The 13,951-nt window shown below is 42.7% G+C and carries 7 protein-coding genes and 2 pseudogenes; 6 read left to right on the forward strand and 3 right to left on the reverse strand.

Annotation, left to right across the window (positions count from 1 at the left end; genetic code table 11):
- Window positions 1-87 precede the first annotated feature (87 nt).
- Window positions 88-1,082: pseudogene (locus tag YWE_RS27385) on the forward strand (IS110 family RNA-guided transposase).
- Window positions 1,083-1,663: 581 nt separating this feature from the next.
- On the opposite strand, the pseudogene YWE_RS31960 reads toward YWE_RS27385, so the two are convergent.
- From YWE_RS31960 to YWE_RS0114785, 3 genes and pseudogenes are all read right to left on the reverse strand, one after another.
- Window positions 1,664-1,795: pseudogene (locus YWE_RS31960) on the reverse strand (helix-turn-helix domain-containing protein); the annotation flags it as partial.
- Window positions 1,796-2,250: 455 nt separating this feature from the next.
- On the reverse strand, window positions 2,251-4,122 hold the full coding sequence (locus YWE_RS0114780) for a DUF2357 domain-containing protein (protein ID WP_029095246.1): 1,872 nt from the start codon (window positions 4,120-4,122) through the stop codon (window positions 2,251-2,253).
- A gap of 9 nt (window positions 4,123-4,131) precedes the next feature.
- A complete protein-coding gene (locus YWE_RS0114785) occupies window positions 4,132-6,672 on the reverse strand; it encodes a hypothetical protein (protein WP_029095247.1) in 2,541 nt (846 codons plus the stop codon).
- Window positions 6,673-7,331: 659 nt separating this feature from the next.
- On the opposite strand from YWE_RS0114785, the gene YWE_RS0114790 reads away from it, so the two are divergent.
- The 5 genes from YWE_RS0114790 to YWE_RS0114810 all read left to right on the forward strand — a co-directional run bounded on the left by YWE_RS0114790 (window position 7,332) and on the right by YWE_RS0114810 (window position 13,940).
- Window positions 7,332-7,607, forward strand: coding sequence for a PAAR domain-containing protein (locus tag YWE_RS0114790; RefSeq protein WP_029095248.1), 276 nt, complete (start codon window positions 7,332-7,334; stop codon window positions 7,605-7,607).
- A gap of 24 nt (window positions 7,608-7,631) precedes the next feature.
- Window positions 7,632-9,395 (forward strand): type VI secretion system baseplate subunit TssF, encoded by a 1,764-nt coding sequence (gene tssF / locus YWE_RS0114795; protein WP_029095249.1) that lies wholly within the window; start codon window positions 7,632-7,634, stop codon window positions 9,393-9,395.
- A 9-nt stretch (window positions 9,396-9,404) separates the two neighbouring features.
- Window positions 9,405-11,918: a type VI secretion system tip protein TssI/VgrG gene (tssI, locus tag YWE_RS27390; RefSeq protein ID WP_051323357.1), complete on the forward strand. Its 2,514-nt coding sequence runs from the start codon at window positions 9,405-9,407 to the stop codon at window positions 11,916-11,918.
- A gap of 109 nt (window positions 11,919-12,027) precedes the next feature.
- Complete coding sequence (locus YWE_RS27395) at window positions 12,028-12,756, forward strand: DUF4123 domain-containing protein (RefSeq protein ID WP_051323358.1); 729 nt, start codon at window positions 12,028-12,030, stop codon at window positions 12,754-12,756.
- Complete coding sequence (locus YWE_RS0114810) at window positions 12,753-13,940, forward strand: hypothetical protein (RefSeq protein ID WP_029095250.1); 1,188 nt, start codon at window positions 12,753-12,755, stop codon at window positions 13,938-13,940. Before YWE_RS27395 ends, YWE_RS0114810 begins: the two co-directional genes overlap by 4 nt.
- Window positions 13,941-13,951 lie beyond the last annotated feature (11 nt).

A 13,951-nucleotide genomic window follows, 5' to 3' on the forward strand; every position in this document is an offset into this window, starting at 1 on the left:
AACGGGATAGTTGGTGTGTAATGAGATGGCCCCCACCACCCTGTGAGCGGTATGCTGGCAGGGTGTTTCTTTATGGAGAAGACCATCATGCAAAATGTCACGCTTATTGGTATCGATCTCGGTAAACATTCTTTCCACATTCACTGCCAGGATAAGTCCGGTAAGATGCTTCTGCGCAAAAAATTCACGCGCACTAAGTTAATGCAGTTTCTGGCAACATGTCCGTCCTCGGTTGTTGTTATGGAAGCCTGTGCCGGTGCACACTTTATGGCTCGCCGGATCGCTGATTTAGGCCATGAAGCAAAGTTGATTTCTCCGCAGTTCGTCCGCCCTTTTGTTAAGAGCAACAAGAACGATTTTGTTGATGCAGAAGCCATCTGCGAAGCTGCGTCTCGTCCCACCATGCGATTTGTGCAACCACGAACCGAAGCTCAACAGGCCATGCGGGCGCTTCACCGAGTCAGGGAGTCGCTGGTCAGAGATAAAGTCAAAACGACAAATCAGATGCATGCTTTTTTGCTGGAATTTGGCATCAGTATGCCGATCGGAGCCGCAGTAATAAAACGACTTTCAACAGTCCTTGCAGAGAACGAACTTCCTCCTTATCTGGCACAGTTGCTGATGCGCTTACATGCTCATTATCTTTACCTTGTCGAACAGATTATCGAGCTTGAGAGAGCACTGGAGCAGGAACTGAGTCGTGATGAAACAGGACAACGTCTTCAGACAATACCGGGTGTTGGGCCGATAACCGCCAGCGTCTTATCATCGCAATTGGGTGACGGTAAACAATATGGCTGTAGCCGGGCTCAACCGGCCTGGTACCCCGACAGTACAGTACGGGCGGCAAAAATACGCTTTTAGGGATAAGTAAACGCGGAGACAAAAATCTGCGACGGTTACTTGTCCAGTGCGCCAGAGTCTTTATCCAGAGAATAGATTATCAGTCAGGAAAGCTGGCTGACTGGGTCAGGGCGCAGTTGGCAAGAAAACACTCCTGCGTAGTGTGTTGTGCGCTGGCCAACAAATTAGCCCGGATAGCGTGGGCAATCACAACGCGGCAGACCGTGTTCGAAAGGTAACGATGACGCCAGTCAGACTGGCAGGTTAATCGTTAATTAAGCAGTTCCCAATCTGGTTTTGCGAAGACTGATTATTGATGACATGAACGGCCTATCGACCTGATGGAAACCTAACGTAAAAAATGGCTCTCTGAAGCCGTGTGTGTTTTTAGGATTATCAGGTGCGGAACTCATCGAGGCGCGGGCATCCATGCCCATAGTGACGCCGGATAGATTTAGGCAAGCCAACATTAATCAAAAAATCAGTGTTGCAAAAATGGTGGGGGCCATAGATTTTTACGAACAGAAGTTAATGATTTCATAGATAGCGTCCACCTTATTTGGTGTCCACCATCCTGACAGGAATTTCAGGTTCTACCAGACGGTGTTGGAAAGACGCTTACCTCGAAAACAAATATTACGCATGATTTCGCCAGATAGGTCAGTACTTTCAGTCTCATGGACCTGCCCGCCAACAATTTTTCGGCTAAAAATATCCATGAATAAGTATAAGTAAAAAAAGACACCTTTTATTGCTGCTAGCAGATGAGTGATATCCCAACTTAACACCTAAATCGGCGACGTTGCGCAGGTCTCTCCGCTCCCCGGTGGCGCTGCTGGTTGGCGGCTTTAAGTACGCGATACAGGGTCGATTCTGATGCAATATATTGCCCACGCTCCGCCAATGTCGGCACTATCTGCCTTGGCGGCATATGATCGAATTCCGCTGAGTTCGCCTGTAATTACGATATTTTTACCGCTAAACCTTGCCATGATATGACCTCTCCGTTGTTTCAGCTAACGGTCCCAGTGGCTGGTCTGTTAGCCCAAACGGTACCTATACGGCAATAACTAGAACACATGTTAGACGATATGGACCGTATCAACTAGGGATCGTATTCGTCTGACTAAGGCGCTGAAGATACTTGAGGACTGTGGCCGCATCTCTATAAACAGACAGAAGAATACCAATGGAAGTACGACTCAAATGATACAGATACACCGGAATTGATTTTTTTGCTTACTAACCGCCTGTCACTAGTAGCAGGGATCTTATATCCCCAAAAAACAGCAAGACTCTTGATTAAAGACAAGTGAAATCACTTAAATTCATATAGATAGAGTAGTTTCAAATAAGTATATTGCCGTGTTTTGAGTAACATCACATCCCATAAAAGCGTGCCAGCTGTTAAACAACGATTCCAAGATGTAATGGTTGCTCACCTCCAAGAGATGCCCTCATTAAGATCAGGAATTGGGACAAATTAGTTCTGAAATCAGAGTCATTATCCTCCGCCATGCCTGGAGCCAGAGAGCTTACTAATAAAGCCGGTGTGACAGGGCTTGCCCCGTAAATACTATACCTCGAGTGATGAAAGTGCCGAGTCTCGCAAGATTCACTTGGATTTACAATCATCAGTCCAGAAGAAAAACTCTTTCCGGTATTTTTTTCATGTATGCCGTGAAGGTATTTCATTGTAAGTTCGGGGAGATAATGACTAAATGCTTTCTTACTGGTCGTATACTTCGCATCCAGAATTAATTGCCTTTGTTCACCCGTGGGGGTTGAAATACAAACAATCATATCCGGTGATCGATTAGCATAAGGCCCGCACTGCCCCCTAGGCTTCAGGTCACCATTCACAGAGTTGATAGTCCATCCTTCAGAGTTTATCAGGGCCGCATCAAAAGAGCTCGTGTGATCATGAGTCCAAGCTTTCATCTCATAGATAAGTCGTACAGTATAACCACCCCAGTCATACTCGAAATTATTCCGTTCTACTATAGGGACATTCATCAATTCAAACTTCATACCCAATAACCGCGCATTGTCAAAGTGATACTTAATCAAAAACAGCAGGTAGTATTCAAAAAGCTTGGGAATACTTTGAATCGAAAAAAGCTCCTCCTGTATGCTCCAATCAGGTGCGCCGAATCTATGCCAAGCTATTATTTTGTGAAATACTTTCTGATAATGAAGATTATATCTAGCTTTTCTTGTAAATTGCGGAGTGCCAATCACAGTCTTGGACACAGGAACTCGCTCATCGAAGGTTCGTTTTAAACGCTGTAGGTTGACAATCAACTCTTTACATCGTGCAACTTTATTTTTATTGACCACCTTCGCGAACTTACTTAGTTGTGCGAAAAATGAAATATACCCAGATATATCCGATTGCACGCGAATCTTTGAAGAGGGATACTCTTCAAGCCCCCTAAGGATCTCTGAAGCGGCGCGCATAAGGGATATTATAAAACCATGGATAACTTGATTTTCATAAATATTCAAATCTTCTTTTAGATGATTTTCTAATATTTTTTCTGAAGAATAATACGTGCCATCTAGTTCCAGTATCGCCCGCTCTTGATCATCAACTGGATAGATATTATCAGAATTTTCTGCTATCCAGGCTAGGGTGGTGTCGTCTGTTACAGAATTTTCGGATACTACAACAATTTTAGTCACGGGTGTAAGTTTTGCAATTGGTCTGGAATAGATATTTGGAATCTCGGTCATTAGCAGAAAAACATTTCGTTCGAGTTGCTCGATCAAAAAGCTAACCGATCTTTCCCCTTCTTTGAATCCTGCATTTATACGAGTTACTCGAAAAAATGCTGCTAGAGCATCGTTATCATGAAACGCTAAAAAATCGAGCATTTTTTCAGCTCGTTCAGCATTCAATTTTTTGGCAAGTACTTCAACTGGAGAATATTGCTCGATTATAACTCTTTCACCTACCCCATCAATTCTCGTTGCTATCGAGAGCTCCGCCATACCGTAGTAGTTATGAAAGAAGCACTCGTATGTTGATTGATAAATGGGTTTTGGCTTCCATTCATAAATCCATAAACCGTCACATTCTTTAATGCCAGTCACGCCTACTTCATTTTCATGAAGACACAAAAAAACATCATCCAACGGAGCGGCCACTTCCAGCCTAAACTCTAGAGCCTCGTCCTCCAGAAAAAAAATCTGATTAGAGGACTGAAGACCAAAGGAAGTCAACTCGATCTCTAGACCACGCCTCTTGCCGCTTATTATCTTCGCAGTAAGCCTCATGCATGCACCTTAGAAGTAGGAATAAGTATCAGCATAACTATCTCCTTCCTCGATGATAGCCTTCAGAGCTCTTCTCGACATGTTTAAGTCGAGGTCTGTTAATTTTTGCTCAAGCTTGACTAGTCGCTCCCTGAAGCCTGCCCCATAACCCTCAATCGCGGGAAGAATATGTTGAGCAATAGCGTAGTCAAGAGGCCGATTTCTCATCCCGCCTACTTCATTAGCTACGAAGCAATAACGTCGTATTGCGTTTATCTTACGCTTACTAATATGGATTGAGCTCGTCTTAGATACCGGCGCAGACAAAATTGCGAGTACTTGCTCAAGGACGGCTTGTTCATCAGGGAGAAAGTCAGCCTCTCCAGAAGATATATTGAAGGCAAGATTAACTTGAGCAATGGGAATTGCTCCATTAAAGCCACAATCGCCTACAAAATCAGATACATCCTCTATGCTAACATCTTCGCTCAATGTAATTATTGGCGCGCGGTCAATTAAGCGCGGTGACAGTTTTTCGGTTGTGGCGTCATTATTTATAGTTGCAATAAATCGTACCTGAGGTCCAACCTCCAGAAAACGTTGCCCTATATCAGGAATCCCAAGGTCAATACGACGTTTAGCCCCCTCGGTATCACACATGCCTAGGAAATCAGACCAATAATGCTCTACACTCGATAAATTCGCCTCATCGAGAAGCACCAGTTTTAGAAAATTATCAGAGCTATCTTTATTTCTTAGAAATTGGTACAACCCACTTCTGGACGGTTGATAAACGTCTTTCAGAGAATTATAGAAGCCCAAAATATCTCTACCAGCTACCCATCCACGGCCTACAGCTACATTTAAGAAATTTGCGGCACCTTCTCCTTCACCACCATCAATATGCAAAGCATTAGCCAATCTAATCGCCGTTGATGTTTTACCTGTACCTGGTGGGCCGGATAATATGGTAAGGAATGACTGTGTAGTGCTAATTACCAGATTTACCATCTCATCGTATGTGAATTGGCGCCCCTCTTCGGAGTGAAAGGCATCAAGCAAGCTATGAATATATTCTGCCCTGTTCGACTTTGTTAACTCCACCTCAGAGACTTTCAACTGGGAAGCCTTTACATCCATTTTTGTCTCATAATCCGGCTTACCATTTAACATTTGGATTAAAGTTTTTAGCTCAGTCAGCTTTTCCCCTAATTGGGGTGACGCAATTAAAGTTCTTTGCCTTTCCAATGTCCTATCTAAATCAATTATTTCCTTTTGTTTTTCTTGATTAGTACGTTGCTGAAACGTGATCTCTTCTTTCAAACGAACAACATTTTCAATGTCTTGATTTTTTTCTAATATTTCTTCCAAAAGATTCTGGTTTTTCTTTATTTTCTGCTCAAGTTCTGTATTCTGATTGGCCAGTAATGCTTGCTTCTCAAGCAAACTTTGATGTGCTTGCTCTGCTGACTGTTCTTGTATTCTCTTTACTTCAAGACTCGCGTCAACTCGAGCACGCTCCACACCTTGTTCTATTTCCTCTAACTCTTTTTTACGAGTTTCAGCCACCCGAGAAATGTCATTAATTTCCCGCTGAATCTGCTCTTTCTTTGCATTCGTTTGAGCATCAATCTCTTCTATTTTTTCTTTTATCAGTAAGTCTTTATTTTGTAAAAAGTAACCGTCCAGATACTTCCTTCCTTCGACATTATCCTGAAGAAAGTCCTCGATTATAGCCTTGCCGTACCCTTCATCATCAAGAAATTCAGCTAATACCTTCTCTAATCTTTTGAGACGTTCATCATTATCCATGGCCTTACTTTTTTTCTTGAAGGCATCAATTATTTGCGTTAATTTATTGGCTTCATTCTTGCCTAAAGTGCTACTCCCCTTGCCAAACCCAAACTTTGCATAATATTTTATTAGTCTTGAGGCGGAAATATAATCAACCTTTTCAAATGAGGCTCTCTCTATTTTTTTCAGGGATGTGATAAATGTACGTAGAACACCTCTGACCTCGAAACGTAGAAGTTCCCCACTATCTTCTAATAAACTTTTATCGAACTTGGCAATATGATCCGTGGGAAGATTTAACGGAGTCAAAACTGTCGAGATCGTCAGAAACCAGTCGTCGTCGTCTTTGGTCGCATTAAACGGACCGCTAACTGCGCCCGAATCCTCGATAAAAAATGAAATGTTTTTAGGTAGGTCGTATCCCAAACTGACTTTACCGGTATCAATATCAGGCATAGGCATTTTTATCACTGGGATTAGTGCATTGTGTTCAAGTCTTTCAGCCCATTCTCCTTTTGAGTAATATTTTTGCTTCCTCTTATTTTCCTGCCACTCATTGTCAGTCACATGCCACTCTGTAATTATGAATAGCTCATCATCTTTAAAGACCTCATCTATTTTTCGGTACTCTTTAGATATAAAAATTCCAGAATTAGGGAAGTCTGTAATATTTACGCTTTTAAAACTACCGTCCTCATGCTCCATTGCAACTGGTATTACATTTCCGAAATCTGGATTAAAGTTCGTCGAATCTTTTACTACAATCAATCGTCCCATGTGACATCCTTTATACTTTTTCTGAAAATCAGGGCTGAGTGTTATGCGATGGTATTTTGCTGCAACGAATCTAGCTTCTTATGGCACTTTTTCCAAGCTGAATTTTTGCCCTTGGGGAGGAGGGGGCCGCCGAGTGATTTCTCCGGTCCACTGCTTTGTTAAATAAATCGAACTTTTAGGTGATTGGCGGATCTGATCGCTACATTCGTTTCAACATCAAGCCCCATGGCAAAGCAAAAGTTTAAAATCACCAACTGGCCCACATACAACAAAACACTCAGGCAACGCAACTCTCTGAGCTGCATTCGTTAAGAGTGTGTGGTGAGCGTCGAGGTAAAAGGCGGGAAGAATCCCGTCAGATGTGCAGAAAAGAGGCGAATGAAGCTTTCTTTACCAACGATGTCTGGAGATTTACGGGGCCAGTCTAGGCAGATATCAGTTCCCTTCAAAAAAATAAAATTTAAAAAACTTTAAAATACATTTAGTTAAGGTGTTTAGTGTAAGAATTACTAGGTAGACAGTGATACATTTATTTGTTTATATACATGGTTATTATGATTTTGATTTTAAAAACAAAAAAATAATAATTATTTTTACTATTAATAACAATGACCTGAAGTATTTAAATTACGTACATGAACTGATAAGGAATATCTTCAATGCGAATGATGGTGCAGGGAAAGAAAATAATTGTTAAAGGTGATACTTCAACAACGGGAGGTACGGTACTCACGGGTTCTGCTGACTCCAGTTATGACGGTAAAGCTATAGCCCTTGTTGGCGATAAGGTGCTATGTGCAGCTTGTAAAGTTACCGGGGTTATTGCTGAAGGCTCGCCGGATATGACGATTAGAGGTATTCCTGTTGCCTTAGAAGGGCACATTGTTACCTGCGCGTGTCCTTCTGGCTCTCATCGGCTAGTCGCCAAAGGATAAAACTCTTTAAGGAGTTGTCATTAGATGGAATTAAAAGAGCTATATCGAGATGAGTTGTCCCATCTGAAGCTTTTGGCTCAGGACTTCGTTGAGGAATATCCCGATTTAGAAAGTTTTTTGTCCTCTTCTGCGGCAGATCCCGATGTTGAGCGTTTGCTAGAAGGCTCGGCATTTTTAACGGCTCGTCTGCGCAAAAAAATAGAAGATGGTTTTCCTGAGATAACTCATGGTTTGTTGGAAGAGGTTTGGCCAACGCCGTTAAGACCTATTCCAGCAACGACGATCGTCGAATTCTTTCCTGATGACAATGGTGAAATGCTCGTTGTTCCTAAAGGGACTCATATCAAGGGTATTGTAGATTCTAAGCCTGATGAGTATCTGTTTAAGGTACAACGAGAGGTTGAGGTTTTACCGCTGGAACTTGTTGATAGAAAAATGGCACACAGTAATGATGGTTCCCAAATTACACTGACATTCAGATGGAACGGAAAGTCTGATGAGCATGAGTGGCAACCATCATCTTTTACCTTATTCTTGGGTAAAAATCATGCAACGGCAGGTTTACTTCAGCTCTGGTTGAGTCATTACCTTAAGGATGTAAAAATCCAGAGTAATGATCAAACTTATACCGCTCCATTAGACTCTGTTGCGCTGATGAAGCCAGATGCAGATACGCTGGCATTACCAATAGAAATAAAACAGTATTGGCGCTTACAGTTATTGCAGGAATATTTTTACACGCCCCACGTAAATGATTTTGTTCATCTCGATTTGAGCAAGGCTATTCGAAAGCTGCCGTTAAATGACGAGGGCGTATTTCAGGTTACCTTCAATTTTAATCGTATTTTTCCGTTTGAATACGCCATTGATGAACAAGTATTCAAACTACATTGTGTCCCTGCGATTAATCTGTTTAATGAGCTGAGTTCTTCAATTCAGTTCGTTACAGGTAAACAATCCCATACTCGATATCCGCTTAATCCAGCAAATAGAGATCATCGTATTTTTCAAATACTGTCGATGTACTCTCCGGCTGATGCTTCAGATAATAACCGTGGCATGATTCAAGAATATCGGGCGATAACCAATTTTGTGCCAACCCGTTTTACCCAAGAACACGATGCCTATTTTTATAAGTTAGAGCTTGAAAATGATGTGCGCGAGAGCCCAGTTCATCGGGTATCGTTTTTTGATCATGAGGGAAAATCGGTTGAGATTACCGATCGTAATTACTTTATTTGTGAGCTTGAATGTGATGATGGTGAGCGGGTTATGTGCCTTAACGAGGGAGATATCTGTGAGCCCACCAGTGAAGTTCCCAGTGGTTTAAGTTTTCGCAATATTACCACGCTAACTAAACCACAGGCGCCGTTGCCAAGCAGCCATCGTCACTGGCCTCTGATTTCGCATCTTTCCCTTAGCCCGATGTTTTTAAATGATAAGAAGGCCATTCAACAGGTCATTCTTGATTTTGATATTCATATGGATGCAAACCGCCCCGCTAACGATAAGCATCGGCGCTATTTGGCTGGCATTGAACAGGTATCGAGCATGCCGATAGACAGGCTTTTTAATGGATTACCGGTGCGAGGATTAAAAATGAAGCTACACCTGAATCCTGATTTCTACCCTGACCTTGGCGAGGCTTATCGGTTTGGCTCTTTATTGACTCAGTTCTTTGCTTATTGCATTACTGATAACAGTTTTTTATTCACCGATATTTTTAATACCCAAACTAACGAATGCTGGACCTTGCCGCAGATTACTGGAACCCGGGGTCAAATTTAAGGAGTAAATATGAATAATAATGGACTCTATTTTACCTGCAAGGTGGGTGATCTCGCTGAAGAAACTTTTGCGGTCTACAAATTTACGCTCGAAGAAGCTTTGTCAGACCTCTATACCCTGGAGCTTTATGTTGCGACTAAAGAACCCCGCATTGATTTAGCGGCGCTGATCTGTAAGCGGGCTAATTTTAGCGTTTGGTCTGGTGGTGAGGCTCAGAGAACGATATCTGGCATAGTAGAAGGTATCGAGCAGGGTAAATCCGGTTTTCGCCGTACGATGTATAAAATCATTATCCGACCTCAGGCCTGGTTATTGACTCTGCGCAAAGATAGCCAAATTTTTCACTTTAAAAGTATTCCTCAGATCGCTGAGTCAATGTTTCAGTTCCATAACGTTCAGTTTGAAAAACAGTTTGCGGATGAACACGCCGTTCGGGAGTACGTGACTCAAAAACGTGAAACAGACTATCAGTTCTTGCAGCGCCTAACGGCTGAAGAAGGTATGACATATTGGTTTGAGCAAAAAGATGAAGAGAACGCTCAGATTTTTTACTCAGATAGCCGGTTAGGCCAAAAGGCGGGTATAAGCCTGACTTATAATACCCACCCTCAGTCAGCCGAAGCTGGCGATCTCATGAGCGATATAAGGTTTGCTGTCTATATGCGGTCTAATCAGGCCATTCATAAAGACAGAAACTATCTAAAGCCCGCCTATGAGCTAAAACATAAATCGGTTGCCGAAGGTGCGCAAAGCGGGGATGACCGCTTTACCGTATTTGAAAGTTTTGGCCGTTTTGCTGATGATTCTCCGGGTAAACCCTTTACTCAATATCGGCTTGATGCTTTGCAATCAGAGAGTGAACTAGGTAGTGCAACCACTAACTGTGTGAAATTAATGCCGGGTAAGATTTTCTCGTTAGCTGAACACCCAGACGCTAAAATGAATGTGGACTGGCAGGTCATTCGTATCCGCCATGAAGGTTCTTGCCCGCAAGCTTTAGAAGAAGAGTCAGATCAAGGGCCGACCTTTGTTAGCAATCAAGTTGAGTTTATTTCCTCTCAGAAAGAGTGGCGCCCGCCGTTTATTCATAAACCCGTGCCTGACTCTAACGAAATTGCTGAGGTTGTTGGCCCTTCAGGTGAAGAGATCCACACTAATGAACACGGTTGCGTAAAAGTACACTTCCACTGGAACCGTTATGATGCACCTGATGATAAAGCTTCCGCATGGGTACGCGTATCTAACCAGTGGGCTGGTGGCGGTTACGGCAGCGTAACTTTACCAAGAATTGGCCATGAAGTGATGATTACCTATGTTGATGGCGATATTGACCGGCCAATCGTTAGCGGTCGGCACTATAACAATGTCAATAAACCGCCTTATGCGCTTCCTGCCAATAAGACCAAAATGGTCTGGCGCTCTAAATCCCATAAAGCTGAGGGGTTTAATGAACTGTCATTTGAAGACGAAAGTGGTAAAGAAGAAGTTTATATCCATGGGCAAAAAGACTTTAACGCTTTAATTAATAACGACACCAGTTGGGATATCCGTAACGACCACAAAGCGAAAATTGGCAATAACAGTACTTGGGATATCACCGGTACTCATGATATCACGGTGACCGGTGCGACACGGATTAAAGCCGATGGCGGTAAGTCTGAAAGCATTGAAGGCGAGTCAAATCTTAAAGTCGGTGGTGCTTACGTAATAAAAACCGGTGATGAAGTCTCTATTGAGGCCGGGGCCAAGATTACGCTGGCAGCCGGGACTGAACTGACGATTAAAGCCGGTTCGCAATTTATCACCTTAAAACCATCGGGCATTTTCACTTCGACACCGTTCAATATCGGCAGCGGCTCACCGGGAACAGGTAAAGGTCTTAATCTTAAAATGCCGGGCCTATTAGGGCTCTTGGCTGCACCAACGCTGATTCAAAAGGCCACTTTGCGCAAAAGTGTGCCTTACTGCGAAGAGTGTGAAAAATGTAAGAACGGTGAGTGTGATTTATCTGATACTCCGGCCACTGATGATAAATCAGAGATGTTGAAAGGAATGATTGCTGGCGGTGGATTTGGTGGCGGTATCGGTGCAGGTATGGCAGGCATGGGAACTCCGGGCTTTGCCGGTGGATTAGGCGGTATGGGTGGCATGCCTGACTTAGGGTTTGGCGGCGGTTCGCCGATGGATATGGCTTCTGGTTTTATGAATGATTCAGGTCTGAGCTCTGGCATCAATATGGTGCAAGAGAAACTGGCACAGGCTCAGGATATGGTTGACGGAGCCAAAAGTTATGCCAGCAGTATGATGAATGATGCCATGGGGAGCGTAAGTGGCATTGCCGGAAATGTTGGATCAGGTGCATCGAGTAGTATTGGAAACATGGCTGGATCAACCGGTGGTTTTGTGGGTGGGGTTAATCCAACCGGAATCGCTGGTAATATTAGTGGAAAAGCGACCGACCTCGCTAAAAATAAGATCAAGGGTATGACAACCGACGTAGTTAAAAAGAAACTCACGTTATAACGACAGAAGTAAAAGCACCATAGGCATGGCGCAGTGATGATTGTTTTTAGCCATTGCTGGTCCAGCCTCTAAAAAAAGAATAAAAAAATAGAAATAAAGGGAATATCTGATGAATCCGCTGCCCCTTAGTCAATGGGTTGAAATAACCGCCACATCCAACATGCCACTGTATGCGGTATTGGCGAATACCGGCGAATCTCAAGCCGTCAAAGAGTATTACCTCCATGATGGTACGCAAACGCCTTATGGGCTGTATTCGGGTACGCCTTATGCTGACTGGTTTGAGGTTATGCCGATGATTGTGCCGATTAGCAACGGCAGCCCGTTTTTGAATTGGGTAGCCAATACGGAGCATAAAGATTGGGGCTGGCTGGCAAGGTCACCGTTTAGTCTGGAGATGATTGCTGAACATATTCGGGGGTTGACGCAGGTGATTATGCCCGATGGTGATGCCGCCTTTTTCAGATACTGGGACGGGCAGTACTTTTCATTTCATTTAGAATATTTAGGGCAAGAGTGGGCATCTATTTTGCCCGTATTTCCCTTCTACTGGGTCAATGGCCAGTATTTTACTTTTCAGGTCTCTGCTCAACCAGAACCCAAAGCGTTTCCTTGGTGGTCAGTACCCAAAGAGTTAATCAGAAACCTCATTAAACAAGACCAGACTCCAGCTCTTGTTCATATATTTCAGGTTCTTCAGGAAGACTACCCGGACATTTATTGGTCGATGGATGAAGATCTACTGAAAAATAAAATAGAGCATTTTTTAGATAATTCGTCGTGTGTTCTGGAAGACCTATTGAAGAACGTAATTCATCATTTGGAGAATGAACAATGACAAGCTACGGGATGGCAAGTTATGGATACCCCGCCAGAGGTGACGCTAATTCATCTGGAGCAACATCGCAAAACTCTGATTATTTAAAAGGTAAGATCCCTAAGGTTGTTATTACGCCAGAGCAGCGTTTTACCGATGTATTAGCCAGCTTTAAAAACTGCTTTAGTGACTATAAAGACTGTACTGACTTTCCCTTACTGGGTAGCCTGTTGCTGATGGATCAGGAAGTTAAAGTTGGCGATATGGAAATAACGAGAGGGCGAAGTGATGATAAGGAGATAACAGGAAAATTACCCTGTGGTAAAGATGGTCCGATTGTTGTTACTCATGCTTTTCAAGCCAAAGGCTATATTCCTATCGGTAAAGCAAAGTTTAAGGTTATCAAGAGAAAAGACTTAACACTGAAAGAAGAGCAATCTATTTGGATGGCTATGAGTGATAGCGGTGGTTTTGGTGGCTTTGATCTCTATGCTAAACCCTATTATCAGGATAAAACGGTTCTAGATAATCAGGAATTTGATGAATTTGGCATAGCGGAAATCACGCTTGAACCCTGTGATGCTGGCTATTCATATCACATTATTATTAATCCAGATGCAAGCTTAGCCAGTAATGTTAAAGCGCTGGAAAGTTCATATGCAGAGCTCATTACTCAATCCTGCGCTTTACTTGAAACTGTTTGGAAAGATAAAGCCGAAGGTGGATACGGCCAATATCAGCAATGGATCGAGTTTGAACAGATGGGCGGTGTTAACTGGGATGCCGTAAGACAAGAGTTTATGTCTGCACTAGTGGATAAAGTACTGGAACTTTATGACACCGTTAAATTAATTTTTAATTGGGTATCTCAACTTGATACTGAAAAATTATTAGAATATTTAAGTAAAGATGCCGTCGAAGAGTTAGAGAAATTATATAACAGTAGCAAGAAAGAAATATCAGATATGCTGGTTGTTCTGTCTGATGAAGTATTGGTTTTTATCTGTACTAAAGCATTATATTCCTATTTTTGTCTCCTTACGCCTCAGCAATTAGGCGAGTTTGCCGCTAAGGCAATTGGCGAAATTATTATAATGGTTGTCCTTTATACTGTGTTGCCCGGTGCTGTACTAAAAATCGCTTTAGAGGGATTAGATACCGTGGCAGGTTTTAATCCAACAACGGAATTAACCATTAATCAATAAGGATATTAATA

Source organism: Budvicia aquatica DSM 5075 = ATCC 35567, assembly GCF_000427805.1.
Lineage (GTDB): Bacteria > Pseudomonadota > Gammaproteobacteria > Enterobacterales > Enterobacteriaceae > Budvicia > Budvicia aquatica.